The sequence below is a fragment of the Leucobacter sp. CX169 genome, from assembly GCF_017161405.1.
In the GTDB taxonomy this organism is placed as follows: domain Bacteria; phylum Actinomycetota; class Actinomycetes; order Actinomycetales; family Microbacteriaceae; genus Cx-87.
The window spans coordinates 737,071-753,735 of record NZ_CP071051.1 but is presented as its reverse complement, the minus strand read 5'-3'; the positions used below and the strand labels follow the sequence as shown (position 1 = coordinate 753,735).

Here is a 16,665-nt window from a genome sequence, read left to right as displayed (position 1 = left end):
GTTGTTTCCGGGCCTGCCCCTTGCACCACCTTTCCTCTCCCCCCCCTCCCTCTTCCAAGCCCTCCCCCTCCCCCTCTTCCAAGCCCTCCCTCCCCTCACTCCGCCGACCCCATCCCTCGCCGACCCGTCGCAATCTGCGGCTTCCCGAGAGGTGGTCTCAGGTTGTTAGCGCAACACTGCGAATGAGTTCGTCCAGCATGACAGCTGGTTTGCGATATCCGTGAATGCGGCGGGGCCGAATATTGAGCAGCCGCTGCGTTTCCGCGAGTTCCTCGTCACTGACCTCATTGAAGTTCGTGCTCTTGGGATAGAAATCCCGAATCAGCCCGTTCGTGTTCTCGTTCGTTCCGCGCTGCCAAGGCGAGTGTGGATCACAAAAATAGATCGGGCAGCCCGTCGCGACCGTGAACTTCGCGTGAGACGCCATTTCAGACCCTTGATCCCAAGTGATCGTGCGCATCAGCTCTTTCGGGAGGCCCTGGATCATGCTCGACAACACGTCCATGACGGTCGCGCTGTCACGCCTGCCCGGGAGACGACCGATCAACGTGGCGCGTGTGGTCCGCTCTGCCAGGGTCACGATGCCCGAGTTCCCCGGACCAACCACCAGATCCCCCTCCCAATGCCCGGGAACCGCGCGATCGTTCACCTCCGCAGGACGCTCACTCAAACGGGCGCCCTCAAGCCAGGGACGACTGTTGCGGGCGGGAAGCTTTGACTGTGGTTTGCGTGTCGTGCGCCCCGACCGCAACGCTTTCTCAACCGTGAGCTCGTGCCGTAGCGCTCCCTTGCCCTGAACGTAGAGTGCCTGGTAGATCGTCTCGTGGGACACGTGCATCTCCGGCCGGTCGGGGAACTCGAGGCGTAGCTCGCCCGCGACTTGCTCAGGCGAGTACTTGTCGTTCAATCGTGCCACGACCTCGGCCCGCAGCTCAGGGGCAGTGAGTTTCCCCGCCCGAGGACGGGGCCGCAACACCAGCGCCTGGTAGTGGGCGAGCTCAGCGTTGTAATGCTCGTCTCCCCAGTCCTCAACAACGTGCTTGCTGATCTCGCGTGACACGGTCGATGGACTCACCTTGAGTTCCCGAGCAATTTCCCGAACCCCGAGCGGCAGAGTCAGCGACCGCGCCACCTGAATAAACGACCGGCCAGCCAACGTCAGTCGACGATATGACTGGCCTTGCGCGGCCGGAATCGTCGCACTCATCGGCATAGAGACGACCCCGCCACCCAGCTTTGGAGAAATGAAATTCATGCCAGCAAGCATTGCCCATCGCTTCACCGCTGTCGCGCTCAACCCCAGCTCAGTATGGATATCCTGCGCGGAAACTCCACGAATGAGCAGCCCATACGCAGCTGCCCGCATTTCCCAGGGGATCTTTATTCCCACAACACACGTCCTTCCGGAAGAGTGTTGCGCTAGCTATCTGAGACCGCCAGAGTTCATGCCGCAGATTGAGACTTCTCGATCCGTGGCGAGCCCCTTCGGGGATGCAACCCGTTGTCCACAAGGGCTCTATGAGCACGGTTCTCCCCAGATTCGGTTTGAGTGCCCACCCATCAACCCGGGAACTGAGAATCAGTACATGCCTCATCCGAGACGCCAATTCCCTGAGTTGCCTCCCGTGTTCAGCGTTCAGGAGGCTCTTTCTGCTGGGTCAACGCTCAGCTCGATTCGCCACCCCGCACTCGCCGCGCCGCACTACGGGGTACGTTCCCTACTCGTAGCACCTTCATCGGACGCCTCGCTGCACGCGCGAACGGCCCGCGCTGCCGCTCATGTACTCCCGCGTCTTCGCCCAGGCGAAGCGATCAGCCACACAACTGCGCTCGTGCTCTACGGCTGCCCGATTCGCACGAAGTTCGCTCTCCATGTGGTCGCTCCGCCTGGGCTCGAGAGAAACAGGACTCAGGGAGTGACCGGTCACTCCCTGAGCAACCCGGCGCCATTCGAAACCCTCCGAGGCGTCCCCATAGTGATGCCCAGCGCGGCTGTGATGCGGAGCGCAGGGATCCTGCCGTTGCGGGAACTCGTCGTTGCGATCGACAGTCTTGTTCGCCCGCGGGGCCGAGACCGTCAGCTACCGCCTCACGTCACTTTGGGGCGTCTCCACGAACACGCCATGGCGTTTCGCGGACGAGGTGCCACGCGGCTTCGTCTTGCCCTTTCGCTGTCCAAGGTCGGCGCAGAATCCCGGATGGAGACGCTGACTCGGCTCATGCTCGAGGCATTCGGTCTGGCCGAATACTTCACGCTCCAGGTCGAGTTGCACGACGCGGCCGGCTGGATCGGGCGATTCGATCTCGTAAGTGAGGAACGACGAACTATCGTCGAGTTCGACGGAGATCAGCACCGCACCGATAAGGCCCAGTATGCCAAGGACATCCGCAGGCTGGATCGAGCCCGAGCTGCCGGGTTCCATGTTATTCGGTTGCTGAGCGACGACGTCCTGTACCGGCAATACGAATGCGCAGCATGGGTGGCCTCAGCGTTGAGTGCACCACTCGCACCGCTCCCCCTGCAGCCCGCACTCCTCGACCCACGCGGCTAGCCACCATCGAGACGTCTCAATCTGCGGCTTCGTCGAAAAGGATGCCGCAGATCGAGACGGGTCGCGCGCCCAAATCCCGGCCAGGGCGCAGAACGCAGGAGGCCCCGGGACGCGAGTCCCGGGGCCTCCTGCGCGCACGTGCCTAGTGGAAGAAGTGGCGCTCACCCGTGAAGTACATGGTCACGCCCGCGGCGGCGGCCGCCGCGATGACCTCTTCGTCGCGCACCGATCCGCCGGGCTGCACGACTGCGCGCACGCCCGCGTCGAGCAGTACCTGCAGGCCGTCGGCGAAGGGGAAGAACGCGTCGGACGCGGCGACCGCGCCCTGTGCGCGCTCACCCGCGCGGGAGACTGCGAGGCGGCACGAGTCCACCCGGTTCACCTGGCCCATGCCGACGCCGACCGAGGCGCCGTCCTGCGCGAGCAGAATGCCGTTGGACTTCACTGCGCGGCACGCACGCCAAGCGAACTCGAGCTCGGCAAGCGTCTCCGCAGAAGCCGCCTCACCCGCGGCAAGCGTCCATGACGCTGCGGGCGCAAAGTGACGGTCGGCATCCTGCATGAGGAAGCCGCCCGAGACCTGCCGGGTCTCAACCGGGTTCGCCGCGAAGTCGATCGGCAGCACGAGCAGGCGGATGTTCTTCTTCTGCGTCAGAATCTCGACGGCCTCGGGCTCAAAGCCCGGGGCAACCAGCACCTCGGTGAAGATGCCCGCCACGGTCTTGGCCATCTCAGCGGTGACCGTGCGGTTCGCGGCGATGACGCCGCCGAAGGCCGACACCGGGTCGCAGGCGTGCGCCAGCTCGTGCGCCGCGGCGATCTCGTCAGCGGCACCCTCGGGCGCCACGGCGATGCCGCACGGGTTTGCGTGCTTGATGATCGCGACGGCCGCGCGCTCGTGGTCGTAGGCGGCCCGGACGGCGGCGTCGGCGTCGACGTAGTTGTTGTACGACATCTCCTTGCCGTGCAGCTGCGTCGCCTGCGCGATGCCTGCGGCATCCGCCTCGGAGAAGAGCGCGGCGCGCTGGTGGCTGTTCTCGCCGTAGCGCAGCACCGCAGTGCGCACGCCGCCCGAGAACACGGTCACGAAGCCATCGGGGTTCTCGAACAACGCGTCGACCGAGGCGTCGGCCGCGGCGTCATCGTCGGCGGGGGCATCGGCCCAGCCGCGCTCCTCAGCGTCGGCGAACCAGGTCGCGACCATCTCGTCGTACTGCGCGGTGTGCGCGAATGCCTCGGCGGCCAGCGAGCGTCGCAGCGCGAGCGTGGTGCCCCCGGCGCGGACGGCCGAGATGACCTCGCCGTAGCGCACGGGCGAGACGACGATCGCGGCGTTCGGGTGGTTCTTTGCGGTGGCGCGCACCATCGCGGGGCCACCGATGTCAATGTTCTCGACGACGTCGGCGTCGGGCTTGCCCGAGGCGACCGTCTCGGCGAACGGGTACAGGTTCACGACGACGAGCTCGAACGGCGCATAGCCGAGCTGCTCGAGCTGCGCCCGGTGGTCGGCGAGACGCAAGTCGGCGAGCAGACCCGAGTGCACGGCGGGGTGCAGCGTCTTGACGCGGCCGTCGAGGGCCTCAGCAAACCCGGTCACCTCGGCCACGTCGGTGACCGAGTGGCCCGCGTCGCGGATCGTGCTCGCGGTGGATCCCGTCGAGACGATCTCCACGCCGGCGTCGGCGAGGGCCGCGGCGAGCTCGAGCAGCCCGCTCTTGTCACTCACCGAGATCAGCGCTCGGCGCACGGGCACCTGGTCGCGGTGTTCGTACAGGCTGGGGTCTTGGCTCGATACGGCCATGGGCGGGGCTCCTTCGAAGGGGATACGGAACGGGCAGAAAGAACGGGACTATGGGTGGGCAGCGCGCGCGATCTCGGCGAGCGAGATTCGCTCCTCGGCGATGTCGCGCACGACGTCGATGAGGAGGGGGCGTTCGACCTGTTTGATGCGCTCATGCAGCTCGGCTTCGGACTCACCCGGGCGGATCTCGACGCGCGCCTGCCGGATGACGGGACCCGTATCGACGCCCTCATCGATGACGTGGACGGTGAGGCCGGTCTCGGTGGCACCGGCCGCGAGCGCGTCGCGCACCGCGTGTGCCCCGGGAAAGAGCGGCAAGAGTGCCGGGTGCGTGTTGATCAGGTTCGGGCTGAGGGCGCGCACGAAGTCTTCGGGCAGGATCCGCATGAGGCCCGCGCTCACGACGAGATCGGGCGACGCGCGCTGGATCTCGACGAGGAACGCTTCCCCCCACGCGCCGCGGTTCGCGTAGTCGCGCGGGCGAACGATGAAGTAGGGGATCCCGGCAGCGGCCGCGTGGGCGATTCCGCCGGCGTCGCCGTCCGCTCCTACCGCGACGATGCGCGCCGGGAAGCCCGGTTCGCTCGCGGCATCGATGAGGGCGCGGAGGTTGCTGCCCCCGCCGGAGATCAGCACGACGATGTTCAGCACCCGATCAGTCTACCCGCGCGACAGGCGCCGCATCATCGGGGTGTGAGCTCGCCGGTGTGCACGATTTCGCGGGCAAGCGCGATCGGCGCGTGTGCCACCAGATGCGACGCCTCCTGGGCGGCCCAGCGGTCCCAGTGGGGGCGAAAGAGCTCGCCGTCTCGCTCAAGCGCGCGGGCTCGGCGCTCGGGTTCAGCGCACTCGACCCACACCGCGATGGCGGGGCCGACCTGGCGGGCCGCGGCAAGCGAGCCCGCAGTGATCGCGCCGCATCCCTCGATCACGATCGGTACCGTGAGGTCGACCGACACCCACTCGGCAGGTTCCCCGAGCGCCCAGTCGTAGCGCCGATAGCCGCCGCGTCCGAGCACGTCGGTCTCGGCCGCCAGGGCACCCGCGGCGAGGCCATCCCAGCCCGGGTAGAGCGCATCGAGGTGCACGACTCCGACACCGAAGCGGTGCGCCAGGCGCCGCGCCAGCGTGGTCTTTCCCGAACCGGCGCCGCCGTCGATAAGTACGACCCCGCCGCCCGCGCCGAACCCGCGGGCGGCGAGCCGGGCCGCGAGACGGTCAGCCCGTGCGGCGGCGTGCGCGCTCACGTGGCCTGGCCAACGGGTGGCGCGGCAGGATCCGACTGCGCCTCGACGTTCCCAGCGCGCATGCGCACGACGCGATCGGCGACGGCCGCCGCCTCGGCGTGATCGTGCGTGACCATGATTGCGGTGGTGCCGGTCGCACGCAGGATCTCGCGAGTCTCGGAGGCGAGCCGCTCGCGCAGCTCACGATCGAGCGCCGAGAACGGCTCGTCCAGGAGGAGCAGGCGCGGCCGGGGCGCGAGAGAGCGCGCGAGCGCCACCCGCTGCCGTTCGCCCCCGGAGAGGTGGGTCACGGCTCGCGGGCCCGCCCCAGGCAGGCTGACGAGCTCAAGTAGTTCAGCGACACGGGCGTCTCGCTCATGACGCGGTACCCCCTGCACCCGCAGCCCGTACGCTATGTTCTCGGCGACGCTCTGGTGCGCGAACAGCTGTCCGTCCTGAAAGACGAGCCCGAAACCGCGCCGGTGCGTGGGAACGCCGGCGAGGTCCTCGCCGTCCCATCGCACGACCCCTTCGGCGTCGGGTTCGAGCCCCGCGATGACGCGCAGGAGCGTCGATTTTCCACACCCGCTCGGCCCGACCAGCGCGACGATCTCGCCACGATGAACGCTCAGGCTCGCCCCCGCAAGCGCCTGCGCGGGCGGCTCGCCCCGGCTGCCGGTAGGGCTCGGAAACGCGAGCGCGAGATCGATCGCTTCCAACCCGGGCGTTCCCGGCACTGACGTCCCCGGCTGGTTCGCCCCCTGCTCCGTCTGCCCCATCATCGACTCCTCCCCATCTGTATCGCGCGGCCCCACTCTCTCGTTCGTCATATCTCGCCCGCCCAGTCTCCCCGAAGTCGCTCGGCCACCAGCATGACCCCTGCGGTCAGCGCACCGAGCAGCACCGACGCCGCAATCGCCGCCTCGTAGTTTTCAACGCCCTGGCGCGAAATCAGTTGCGCGATCACCACGGGCAGCGTCTGTGCGTCGGGCCGAACGAGGAAAGCGGTCGCCCCGAACTCGCCGAGGGACGCGGCGAAGGCGAAGCCCACCGCGAGCCCCAGCGCCCGGCCCGCGACCGGCAGATCGATGGTGCGGAGCACCCGCCACCCGTCAGCGCCCAGTGTCGCCGCGGCGTCGCGCAGCCTCGGGTCGATCGCCCGCAGCACCGGAGCGATCGTGCGCACGACCAACGGCAGCGCAATGAGCGCCTGCGCGACCGGGATCAGCACGATCGAGCTGCGGAGGTCGATGCCGATGCCCAGTGGGCGATGCATCGTGAGCAGCAGCCCAAATCCGACGGTCACGGCAGAGACCCCGATCGGCAACATGACGGCGCCGTCGAAGGCGTGGATCCCGCGACGAAGCGCTCGCGACCGGGGCCGCCGCGACGCGACGAGGGCGACCAGCACCCCGAGCACCACGGCGATGAGCGCCGCGACGAGGGCAAGCCGGATAGACAGCCACGCCGAGTCGAGCACCGAACCCGACAGCGGCGAGTCCGGCGGCGGCACGACGAGGTTGTGGTAGTGCTCGAGCGTCCAGGCCCCGTCGACGGTGCGCAGCGAGCGCAGCACCAGCGACCCGATGGGCAGCATGTGCAGCACGAGAATGGTCACCGCGAAGACGGCAAGTACCGGCAGGTGGGTGCGCCGGATCCGGGCCGCCGCCGGGCGCATCGCCGCCGCGCGTTCGCGCCCCGAGCGCAACCGCGCCGAGACGGCGATCGCCGCGGCGACGATGACGAGCTGCAGGATCGAGAGCACCGCCGCCCCACGCAGATCGAGGTACTGCACCGTGAGCCGGTAGATCTCGGTCTCGATGGTCTGAAACTCGCGCCCGCCGAGCACGAGCACGATGCCGAACGAGGTCGCGCAGAAGAGAAACACGAGGGCTGCGGCGGACGCGATCGCCGGGGTGAGCGCGGGCAGCGTGACCGTCCACCACACCCGCGCGGGGCTCGCGCCGAGGCAGCTCGCCGCCTGTTCCGGGCGGGCATCGAGCTGCGCCCAGAATCCGCCGACGGTGCGCATCACGACGGTCACGTTGAAGAAGGCGAGGGCGAGCACAATGATGACGAAGCTGCCGTCGATGTCGAGAAACGCGAGCGGGCCCCCCGGGCCGAACACCGCGCGAAACGCGACCGCGACGACGACCGTCGGCAGCACGAACGGCACAGTGAGGAGCCCGCGCAGCGCCGCCCTCCCGCGAAAGCGCAGGCGGTAGAGCACGAACGCGGCAGGCACGCCGAGGACGACCGAGAGCGCCGTGCCCGCGGCGGCCTGCGCGAGGGTCTGGCCCAGGGCCCGCCAGGTGCGCGCCGAACCGAGCACCTCGGTGAGCCCCGAGAGGTCGATCCCGCCCGCGCGCCCGCCGACGCCGCCCAGAAAGCCGGTCGACACGAGGGCGACGACCGGCCAGACGAAGAAGACGAGCAGGAACGCGAGCGGCACCAGCACGGCGGCACCCCACGCGATCACACTGCCGAGCGGCCAGCGCCGCACGTGGCGGGCTCGCCGCCGCACGCGCGGTGGTCGATTCATCGGCGGGATCCTGCCGGCCCTAGAAACCTGTCGCCTCGCCCCAGCTGCGCAGCCACTCGTCGCGTTCGGCACCGATCGTCGCCGCGGGCAGGTCGTTGAGCGATTCGGGGAGCGTGGCGAACCGCAGCCACTCCTCGGGCAGCGTGACGCTCGCGTCGACCGGGTACATGAACATCGTGTCGGCGATAGTGCCCTGGAACTCCTGCGAGAGCAGGTAGTCGATCACGGCACGCGCACCCTCCGGATTCTCCGCCCCGCGCAACACCCCGGCGTACTCGATCTGGGTCGAGCAGGTCTCGGGGAGGTTCGCGGTCGTCGACGCGGAACCGTCCTCCGTCACCGTCCAGGCGGGCGACGTGCTGTACGAGACGACGATGGGGCGGGTGCCCGATTCGCCGCCCTGCGTGAACTGGCCGTTGTACCCCTCAGTCCAGCCCTGCGCGAGCAGCGCACCGTTGTCCAGCAGGTCCGCCCAGTACTCGGCGAACGCGTCCTCGCCGAAGTGCGCGACCGTGCCGACGAGGAACGAGGTCCCCGTCGAGGACGAGGTCGGGTCAAGCAGCACCGTGAGGTCGCGGTAGGCGGGCTTCGCCAGGTCCTCATAGCTCACCGGTGCAGGGATACCCCGCTCGGCGAACCACGCAGGATCAATGTTGACGCAGGTGGCGCCGTGGTCGACCGGAACGACCGAACCCTTATCGTCAAACGCGAAGTCGGCGGCGCCCTGCGGCAGCTCGGCCGCGTACGGCTCGACGACGTCGTGCTCGATGAGGCGGGAGACGAGCGCGTTGTCGACGCCGAAGAACGCGTCGGCGATCGGGGCGCCCTGGGTGAGCACGAGCTTGTTCGTGAGCTCTCCCCCATCGCCGGCCGTCAACACCGTGACGTCGAGGCCCGTCGCCGCGCTCGCGGCCTGCGCGAACTCGTCGTTCGGGAACGAGTCGTGCACCATGATCGTCACGGCGTTCGGCGACGCGCTGCCGGTGGCCTCCGCCCCCTGGCAGCCGGCGACGGCAAGCGTGGCCGCAATGACGATCGTCACGGGAAGCGCGCGTCGCGCCGTCCGATTCACAATTCGGGTACGCATCATTCTGAGGTTCCTTCCTCCGCTGGTATGACCCAGATCAGGTTGAACGGTCGAAGCGCGCGCGCTCCCTCTCAGCCCGCCGCGTGCGGGCTCCCGTGGATACCTCGTTAGTCTAGCTGCTCCGGCCGCGCGAGCGGGTCGCTGCCCAGATCGACCGTGGGCAGGTCGGTGGCCGTCTCGTCATCGGCCTCCGAAGCCTTCGCCTTGCGCCCGCGTCGCGTCGCGCGCTCGCCGAGCTGGCGCCACCACGGAGCCACGGCGCCGCGTCCGCTCGCCTCGTCGGAGTGGTCATCGGCCGGCGCGGGCAGCACCTCGCCGGTAAACGACGCGTCGTCCCAGGCGTACGCGCGCACGAGGGCTTCTTCCTCGTCGATCGGGTCAGTTTCGGTGAACGGCGCGGGCACGGGCTCCGGTTCAGATGCGCGCTGGAGCTCAGCCTCGATCCCTGGGGCAGCCGGGGCCCACTGCCCGTCCTCCTGCGGCGGCAGGGTAGCGCGAACAGGCGTGCCGGAATGCGCCGCGTCGTCGAGCTCGTCCGCTGGCAGCAGCGCCGATGCACCGTAGTCCTCGGTCACCTGTTCGGCGTCGTCGATCTCGGGCAGCACGCCCTCTTGCACTGCGCGGGCGACACCGTAGGGCAGCGTCACTTCGGGGGCAAAGTCCGCCGCGTCGGCCGGGTCGAGCGGGCTCTGCTGCGCAGCGCTTGCGCCCAGCACGTCCGTAGTGCCCGCCCCCGCACGCCCCAACCGTGCGAGCTTGCGGGTCAGGTCATGGCGTGCGGCGAACGCGCCGATGGCCAAGCCGAACGCGACCTCGGCCGCGACGAACGCCCCGGCCTGCCACGGGTTTGGCCCAGTGGTGTCGAGTCGATCGGGGCCGATCGATCCGGTCGCGAGCGCCGAGAGACCGACGACCGCAAGACCGACGAGCGCCGCCCCGCTCAGGACGATTCCCGCTTCCCGGAGCGCCCCGGCGGCCCCGCGTCGACCCGCGAAGAGCACCCCACAGGCGATCGCGCAGAGCACGACGAGCAGGATCGCAATTGAGCCCCACGTGCCCCAGGCGGGCGGGATGGCCCCGAAGATCGGGAGCGCCGGGACGGGCCCGAGCAGCGTCTCGAACGGGGTCACCGAGCTGCCCGCACCGATGGCAAACCCCGACCCGCTGAACCAGGCGAGCGCCCAGATGACGGCCACCGGGAGGAATGCGATCTGCAGGATGAAGACCGCGGTCGCGCCGATGGGATCCAGCTGCAGGTGCTGGCTCAGGGTGACGACCTGGACGTACCCGCCCACAATGCTCACCCCAACGCCCAGCGCGGCGAGGGCGAGCAGCACGGCGAGGGTCGCTGCGGCGAGCCGCAGGGCGTCGGCGAGAGCCGCGATGACCTCGGGCGAACGACGCCAGCCCAGGCCAGCGATGCCGCGGTGCAGCTCACGCAGGGCGCGGTGCCACCACTCGTGGCCGTCGTGGGCCGCGCGCAGCAGGAAGCCCGCGACGGCGGGAAGCGTGAAGAACAGTGTGGGCGCGAGCACAGCGCCCCAAACCGGAGCGGCAAGCAGCGGGGCGGCGAGCGCCACCGGCAGCAGTGTGACGGCGGCGAACCCGGCGAGGCCTGCGGGCAATCCCACGGCCCCCGCCCCACCGCGACGCCCGAGCCGCCAGCCGATCCGCGCGCCTGCGCCCGCGGTGATGAGGCCGATCCCGAGCGGCGCGAGCGAGAGGGTGAACCGCAGTGCCTCTGGTGCGAGGCCGAAGCTCAGCGCGGCTTGCGCATCGAGCGTGAATCCGAGGGGCACCGCGTGCCCGAGCAGCCAGACCGCGGACAGGGCGGAGAGCACCTCGCCCGGCTCGCTTCCGAGCTGAAAGGTGATGATCCAGAGCAGGATCGTCGGGATCGCCACAATGACGAGTCCCGCCAGCGCGACGGCGCCCGCCTCGATCGCAGTGATCACTGCCGTCAGGATGCGTTTCATGCCGCAAGCAGTGTATCGAGCGCAGCCGGGCCAAACCGACCGGCACGCCCCATCACTCAGAGGTTGAGCGTCGCGACAATGGCGCGGTGATCGCTCTGCCCAGCGCGCAGCGTGGTGTTCGCCACGACGTCCATTCCCCGCTGAAAGAGGTGATCGATCCGCATGATCGGCGCGGTGCTCGGCCAGGTGAAGCCAAATCCACCGCCGCTCTGCCGCGGTTCGGCGAGCACCGACGTCAGCGCGCGCAGCGAGCGGTCGGTGGAACTGGCGTTGAAGTCCCCCACCGCAATCACCCGGTCGTTCACGTCCCGTTCGAGGGTGTCGGCCAGGTTCACCAGCATGGTGTCGCGGTCCCCGTGGTCGCCCAGACGAGCGGAGGCGGCATGGACGACATACAGGCTGACCGGTCCGCTCGGGGTCACCAGGTCCACCGAGAGGCCGCGGCTCCACCCCAGGCCCAGATCGAGCATCGTGGCGTTCTCGAACGGGTACACGCTCCAGACCCCGATCGTGCCCGCCCCGTACGAGTACGGGTAGCGCGCATCAAGCACGGCGGCGGCGGCGCCCCGGGACTCCGCGTCCATCTCCTGTAGCGCGACGACGTCTGCGGACTGCGCGGCCAGGACCTGGGCCGTCTCCGCGGCGGTGCCGGAGCCCGCGCGCACGTTCTGGCTCGCGATCGTGAGGTGTGCGTCCGCCACAGGCGGCGCGGTCCACGACAACGGAAGGATGAGGGGCACGACGATCGCGCACCAGACCGCGGCAGTCGCGACCGCCGCGGCGATCGCCGCACGAGCCCGCGAGAGCAGTGCCGCGAATATGAGCGGCGGCAGCAGGATTCCGAGCCAGGGAAGGCCGGAGTCGAGCGCAAGCGCCAGCCCTCCAACGTCGGGGACCACCAAGTGCAGCGCGAGCAGGATCCCGAGCGCGACGCCGGCGACGAACGTCACGCGGGCGAGCCCGACCCGCGGGGTGCGCGGACGCCGGGGCGGGCCGTGCTCGGCGCTCGGCGCGTTCGTCTGCAGCGTGGTCATCCCGTCGAGGCTAGCTCACGGTGGCTGCGGAAACTCACGCGCGACGCTCGGCACCGAGTCGCGCCACGCGGCGAGCAACCTGGCATCCCGCCGAGCGAACGAAACCCGGACCGCTGATCCGTCGGGTGTGAATCAGCTGGAGGTCGCGCCCGCGTGCGCGGCCGCGACGGCGCGGTGCGCCTCGTACAGTGCGGTCGTCGTTCCCTCGGGGGCCCGGCCGAAGCCGCACTCGGTGGCCACGCCAAATTCGCCAGCGTGCGCTCGCGCGGCGTCGATCCGGCGCTGGGCGCCCTCAGCGCCGTCCTGACGGTGCACCAGCCCGAGGTACAGCTCAGTCTCGTCCGCCAGGTTCAGCTGTGCGAGCGGGGAGAAGTAGGCGGCGTCGTCGCGCTCGATAGGCACGGGAAGGTGCAGCCACGTGATGGGGCGCGTCGTCGCCTCCCGCACGAGGTTCGCGAACCGCACGAGATTTGCCGTGTCCGTCGGCTCAACGAAGTGCTTTTCTGCCACGTCGCCGTAGCACAGGTGCACCCCTGCCTCGACGCCAGCAGGCACGCGGTCGAGCTGCCTGGCCAGGCGTTCGCTCGTGGCCACCCATTCGTCGTCGAACCACGCGGGCGACGGCGCGGCCGTGCGGCCAGCTTCCAGGATCGCGAACTCCAGCGCCGCGTCCCACTGGATCGCCAGGCGATCGTGCGGAATCGCGTCCACGATCCGCTCGAGCTCTGCAGCGAGCGCCGCCTCGTACACGGGCTCGAAGGCCGCGCGGTCCTCCGCTGCGACCAGCGCAGCGACAAAGCCGATTGGGGTCGGCAGCGAGACCTGGAAGCGCGTCGCATCGGCAATGACGCCCGCGTCCTGCAGCTTCGAGAAGATTGCCCACGACTCGAGCGCGGCGTCGGCGTAGCCCAGACTGGGCAGCACGATGTCCGCGGCGCGCACCCCGTCTGCCACGCGGACTGGGCGGAAGTCGATGCCGCGCTGGATGAACGGTTGGTCACCGACCCGTTCGATTCCCTCCGCGGCCCCGACACGATCGGCCTGGAACACAATCCAGTGGAAGCGCTCGCCCACCTCCCCGTCCGGGATCCGGCGCAGCAACGGACCGAGGTGTTCCGCGGCGGTGCGGAAGACGCTCTCGGCGTCGTCGAGGTTGATGCTGCCGACGAGGTGCGCGCCGCGCGGCGTCGGTGCGGCGATGGTTTCAGTCATGTCGTGCTCCCCGTAAATGGTCGTGGTGGACTGCGGCGCGGGCTCCCCCGCCAGCCCAGTGTCACACCGGGAGCAAGGTGCTCGCCGGACGTGCGACACGCAGCGTCACACACCGCGCCGCGGCACAACGTTCCCCGGCCCCACCAGACGCCACAGACGCACCAGGGCGGCCGAGGCAATAGCCCCGACCGCCCTGGTGAATCGCGCGAACTAGCGCGCGGCAAACACCTCGCGCAGCAGGCGAGCCGTCTCAGACGGCGTCTTGCCGACCTTGACACCGGCGGCCTCGAGGGCCTCCTTCTTCGCCTGGGCGGTGCCGGCCGAGCCGGAGACGATTGCGCCGGCGTGGCCCATCGTCTTGCCCTCGGGCGCGGTGAAGCCTGCGACGTAGCCGACGACCGGCTTCGTCACGTGCGCCTTGATGTACTCCGCCGCACGCTCCTCAGCATCGCCGCCGATCTCGCCGATCATGACGATCGCCTCGGTCTCGGGGTCTGCCTCGAACGCCGCGAGGGCGTCGATGTGCGTCGTGCCAATGACGGGGTCGCCGCCGATGCCGATCGCGGTCGAGAAACCGAGATCTCGCAGCTCGTACATCATCTGGTAAGTCAGCGTGCCCGACTTCGACACGAGGCCGATCGGGCCCTTGCCCGTGATCGTCGCGGGGGTAATGCCCGCGAGCGCCTCACCCGGCGTGATGATGCCGGGGCAGTTCGGGCCAATGATGCGCGTGTGGTTTCCCGTCGCCTTGGCGTGCGCCCAGAGCTCGGCAGAGTCCTTGACCGGCACGCCCTCGGTGATGATGACGAGCAGGCCGATGCCGGCGTCGATCGCCTCGATAGACGCGTCCTTGGTGAACGCGGGGGGCACGAATGCCACCGATACGTCTGCCCCGGTCGCGGCCATCGCCTCGGCGACCGTTGCGAAGACGGGCAGCTCGACGGCCGCGCCGTTGGCGTCAACGTGCGAGACCGTGGTGCCGGCCTTGCGCGCGTTGACGCCGCCCACGATCTGGGTACCAGCCGCGAGCATGCGGGCGGTGTGCTTGGTGCCCTCGCCTCCGGTGATGCCCTGGACGATGACCTTGGAATCCTTGTTCAGGAAGATAGACATTCTGGTGCTTCTCTCTTCGTAACGTTCGTCGTGGGCTAGCGCGCGTTCGCGAGCTCGGCGGCCTTGTCGGCGCCCTCGTCCATGGTCTCGGCCAGCGTGACGAGCGGGTGCGCGGCCTCGTTCAGGATGCGGCGTCCCTCCTCGACGTTGTTGCCGTCCAGTCGCACGACGAGCGGCTTGTTGGCCGTGTCGCCCAGCGTGTTCAGCGCGCCGACGATCCCGTTCGCGACCGCGTCACAGGCGGTGATGCCACCGAAGACGTTGACGAAGACTGACTTCACCTGCGGGTCACCGAGGATGACGTCGAGGCCAGCGGCCATGACCTCAGCCGATGCGCCGCCGCCGATGTCGAGGAAGTTCGCGGGCTTCACGCCGCCGTGGTTCTCACCGGCGTAGGCGACGACGTCGAGGGTCGACATCACGAGGCCCGCACCGTTGCCGATCACACCGACCTCGCCGTCGAGCTTGACGTAGTTGAGATCCTGCGCCTTGGCCTTCGCCTCAAGCGGGTCGACCGTGTCCTGGTCTTCGAGCGCCGCGTGCTCCGCGTGACGGAACCCGGCGTTCTCGTCGAGCGAGACCTTGCCGTCGAGGGCGACGATGTCTCCCTCTTCCGTGAGGACGAGGGGGTTGACCTCGACGAGCGTCGCGTCCTCACCGATGTAGACCTCGTACAGCTTCTGCAGCACGGGGACGACCTTGCCAATGAGCTCCTCGGGGAACTTCGCAGCGCGGGCAATCTCTTCGGCCTTCGCCGCGTCAATGCCGCCGATCGGATCAACCTCGATGCGCGCGAGCGCCTCGGGCTTCTCGACCGCGAGGATCTCGATCTCCATGCCGCCCTCAACGCTGCACAGCGAGAGGTACGAGCGGTTCGCGCGGTCCAGCAGCACCGAGAAGTAGAACTCCTGGGCGATGCGAGCGCCAGCCGCGACCATCACGCGCTTGACGATGTGGCCCTTAATGTCGAGGCCCAAGATTGCCTCTGCGGCGGCGAACGCCTCGTCGGGCGTCTTCGCGACCTTCACGCCGCCAGCCTTGCCGCGGCCCCCGGCCTTCACCTGCGCCTTGACGACGACAACGCCGCCAATTTTCTCCGCAGCGGCCCGGACGGCCTCCGGGGTCTCAGCGACGATGCCGGCAAGCACCGGAACCCCGTATCGCTCGAACAGATCACGTGCCTGATACTCGTAAAGATCCACGCCTATCCCATCATGCTGGTTGCGGAACCGTAAGTCTGCATGGCTTCGGCGCCGCGGTGTCTCGAGGAATGCACGACGTCGTGCCCCGGATCACGGGACCATACGCGTGCAAATCCAGCCTACACCCGCGCCACGCCCCAGAAAGCCGTCCCAGGGAGCCTGGAAATCCCGGCGGTAGACTGGGTTCAGTGTCACCGTTGGGGAGTGAACCGGGCAGACCCCGTCCGGCAGCTCCCCGCCAGGAAGAGAGGAAGTTCTCAGTGAGCTCTTCACCACCGAAACTCGGTCTTCGCGCTCGAAAACGTCGCGCCACTGAGAACGCCATCGAACTCGCTGCCGTTGAGCTCGCTCTCGATCTGGGCGTCGAACACGTCACCGTCGAAGCAATCTGCGAGCGCGCGGACGTGTCTCGTAGCACCTTCTTTAACTACTTCGCCGGTCGTGACTACGCGATCGTCGGACGCGCGATCACCGTGCTACAGGGCGACGAGGCGTTTGCCGTGCTCGACACGTGCCCGGGCGATTTGCCGCGCGGTATCTTCCGCCTCATTTTTGCCTCAATCGGACACCGCAACGTCCACACCGATGTTGCCCGCGGCCGCGCGAAGCTGGCGCGCGAGCAGCCCGCCGCACGCCGTCTCTCGTCGATCTCCATGGTCGAATCGGGCGAGGCGCTCATCGAGGTCGCGACGCAGTGGCTGCTCGCCCACCCCGAACACTCGCGGCTTGATTCGCCCGTGGTTGAGGCGAATCTCGCCGCCTCCCTTGCCCACGCTGCGGTCACGACGATGCTGATCGAGTGGGCCACGGGAGAGGGCGACATCGACGCGGACGAGAGTTCACTCGACGAGGCCTTCGCGCAGTTGCGCACCATCCTGGGCGAGGCTCCGCCGGCGAACTCGCCCGCCCCGTAGCGAAAG

Annotated in this window: 15 protein-coding genes and 1 riboswitch; of the genes, 2 read left to right on the top strand and 13 right to left on the bottom strand. The window is 69.0% G+C overall.

All coding sequences use genetic code 11. The features are described 5' to 3' along the window. Nucleotides 1-157: 157 nt before the first annotated feature. Both JW030_RS03355 and JW030_RS13490 read right to left on the bottom strand, forming a co-directional pair. Nucleotides 158-1,255 carry an IS30 family transposase gene (locus tag JW030_RS03355; RefSeq protein WP_206348613.1) on the bottom strand — a complete coding sequence of 366 codons (1,098 nt, stop codon included), beginning with the start codon at nucleotides 1,253-1,255 and terminating at the stop codon, nucleotides 158-160. A gap of 826 nt (nucleotides 1,256-2,081) precedes the next feature. Continuing rightward, nucleotides 2,082-2,423, bottom strand: coding sequence for a hypothetical protein (locus JW030_RS13490; RefSeq protein WP_241095535.1), 342 nt, complete (start codon nucleotides 2,421-2,423; stop codon nucleotides 2,082-2,084). Here JW030_RS13490 and JW030_RS13650 point away from each other — a divergent pair. Next, complete coding sequence (locus JW030_RS13650) at nucleotides 2,328-2,552, top strand: DUF559 domain-containing protein (RefSeq protein ID WP_370567034.1); 225 nt, start codon at nucleotides 2,328-2,330, stop codon at nucleotides 2,550-2,552. The genes JW030_RS13490 and JW030_RS13650 overlap by 96 nt on opposite strands. Nucleotides 2,553-2,694: 142 nt before the next feature. Here the strand turns inward: JW030_RS13650 and purH are convergent, their stop codons facing one another. From purH to sucC, 11 genes are all read right to left on the bottom strand, one after another. After that, nucleotides 2,695-4,353 (bottom strand): bifunctional phosphoribosylaminoimidazolecarboxamide formyltransferase/IMP cyclohydrolase, encoded by a 1,659-nt coding sequence (purH, locus tag JW030_RS03345; RefSeq protein WP_188045688.1) that lies wholly within the window; start codon nucleotides 4,351-4,353, stop codon nucleotides 2,695-2,697. A 48-nt stretch (nucleotides 4,354-4,401) separates the two neighbouring features. After that, on the bottom strand, nucleotides 4,402-5,004 hold the full coding sequence (gene purN, locus JW030_RS03340) for a phosphoribosylglycinamide formyltransferase (RefSeq protein WP_188045689.1): 603 nt from the start codon (nucleotides 5,002-5,004) through the stop codon (nucleotides 4,402-4,404). A 32-nt stretch (nucleotides 5,005-5,036) separates the two neighbouring features. Then, the gene (locus JW030_RS03335; protein WP_223159910.1) at nucleotides 5,037-5,600 is read right to left on the bottom strand and encodes a hypothetical protein; all 564 of its coding nucleotides are present in this window, start codon (nucleotides 5,598-5,600) and stop codon (nucleotides 5,037-5,039) included. Then, nucleotides 5,597-6,409 carry an ABC transporter ATP-binding protein gene (locus tag JW030_RS03330; protein ID WP_370567030.1) on the bottom strand — a complete coding sequence of 271 codons (813 nt, stop codon included), beginning with the start codon at nucleotides 6,407-6,409 and terminating at the stop codon, nucleotides 5,597-5,599. Before JW030_RS03330 ends, JW030_RS03335 begins: the two co-directional genes overlap by 4 nt. After that, nucleotides 6,406-8,121: an iron ABC transporter permease gene (locus JW030_RS03325; RefSeq protein WP_188045690.1), complete on the bottom strand. Its 1,716-nt coding sequence runs from the start codon at nucleotides 8,119-8,121 to the stop codon at nucleotides 6,406-6,408. The genes JW030_RS03330 and JW030_RS03325 overlap by 4 nt, the downstream gene beginning before the upstream one ends. A gap of 19 nt (nucleotides 8,122-8,140) precedes the next feature. Continuing rightward, nucleotides 8,141-9,211, bottom strand: a complete 1,071-nt coding sequence (locus JW030_RS03320) for a thiamine ABC transporter substrate binding subunit (protein WP_188045691.1) — start codon at nucleotides 9,209-9,211, stop codon at nucleotides 8,141-8,143. Beyond that, a riboswitch (TPP riboswitch) is annotated at nucleotides 9,206-9,315 on the bottom strand. (Overlaps the previous gene by 6 nt.) Next, nucleotides 9,316-11,184, bottom strand: a complete 1,869-nt coding sequence (locus JW030_RS03315) for a DUF6350 family protein (protein WP_188045692.1) — start codon at nucleotides 11,182-11,184, stop codon at nucleotides 9,316-9,318. A 56-nt stretch (nucleotides 11,185-11,240) separates the two neighbouring features. Continuing rightward, nucleotides 11,241-12,218 (bottom strand): endonuclease/exonuclease/phosphatase family protein, encoded by a 978-nt coding sequence (locus JW030_RS03310; RefSeq protein ID WP_188045693.1) that lies wholly within the window; start codon nucleotides 12,216-12,218, stop codon nucleotides 11,241-11,243. A gap of 132 nt (nucleotides 12,219-12,350) precedes the next feature. Next, nucleotides 12,351-13,430 carry a hypothetical protein gene (locus JW030_RS03305; RefSeq protein ID WP_188045694.1) on the bottom strand — a complete coding sequence of 360 codons (1,080 nt, stop codon included), beginning with the start codon at nucleotides 13,428-13,430 and terminating at the stop codon, nucleotides 12,351-12,353. Nucleotides 13,431-13,640: 210 nt separating this feature from the next. Further along, nucleotides 13,641-14,543, bottom strand: a complete 903-nt coding sequence (gene sucD, locus JW030_RS03300; protein WP_188045695.1) for a succinate--CoA ligase subunit alpha — start codon at nucleotides 14,541-14,543, stop codon at nucleotides 13,641-13,643. 35 nt (nucleotides 14,544-14,578) lie between these two features. Continuing rightward, nucleotides 14,579-15,745, bottom strand: coding sequence for an ADP-forming succinate--CoA ligase subunit beta (sucC, locus tag JW030_RS03295; protein ID WP_188045696.1), 1,167 nt, complete (start codon nucleotides 15,743-15,745; stop codon nucleotides 14,579-14,581). 260 nt (nucleotides 15,746-16,005) lie between these two features. On the opposite strand from sucC, the gene JW030_RS03290 reads away from it, so the two are divergent. Continuing rightward, nucleotides 16,006-16,659 carry a TetR/AcrR family transcriptional regulator gene (locus tag JW030_RS03290; protein ID WP_241095534.1) on the top strand — a complete coding sequence of 218 codons (654 nt, stop codon included), beginning with the start codon at nucleotides 16,006-16,008 and terminating at the stop codon, nucleotides 16,657-16,659. Nucleotides 16,660-16,665: the final 6 nt, after the last annotated feature.

Excerpts from the sequence above, each read along its gene's own strand:
- JW030_RS03355 (WP_206348613.1), bottom strand. The coding sequence starts at position 1,255 with ATGAATTTCATTTCTCCAAAGCTGGGTGGCGGGGTCGTCTCTATGCCG.
- JW030_RS13490 (WP_241095535.1), bottom strand. The coding sequence starts at position 2,423 with ATGGAACCCGGCAGCTCGGGCTCGATCCAGCCTGCGGATGTCCTTGGC.
- purH (WP_188045688.1), bottom strand. The coding sequence starts at position 4,353 with ATGGCCGTATCGAGCCAAGACCCCAGCCTGTACGAACACCGCGACCAG.
- JW030_RS03330 (WP_370567030.1), bottom strand. The coding sequence starts at position 6,409 with ATGACGAACGAGAGAGTGGGGCCGCGCGATACAGATGGGGAGGAGTCG.
- JW030_RS03325 (WP_188045690.1), bottom strand. The coding sequence starts at position 8,121 with ATGAATCGACCACCGCGCGTGCGGCGGCGAGCCCGCCACGTGCGGCGC.
- JW030_RS03320 (WP_188045691.1), bottom strand. The coding sequence starts at position 9,211 with ATGATGCGTACCCGAATTGTGAATCGGACGGCGCGACGCGCGCTTCCC.
- JW030_RS03315 (WP_188045692.1), bottom strand. The coding sequence starts at position 11,184 with ATGAAACGCATCCTGACGGCAGTGATCACTGCGATCGAGGCGGGCGCC.
- JW030_RS03310 (WP_188045693.1), bottom strand. The coding sequence starts at position 12,218 with ATGACCACGCTGCAGACGAACGCGCCGAGCGCCGAGCACGGCCCGCCC.
- JW030_RS03305 (WP_188045694.1), bottom strand. The coding sequence starts at position 13,430 with ATGACTGAAACCATCGCCGCACCGACGCCGCGCGGCGCGCACCTCGTC.
- sucD (WP_188045695.1), bottom strand. The coding sequence starts at position 14,543 with ATGTCTATCTTCCTGAACAAGGATTCCAAGGTCATCGTCCAGGGCATC.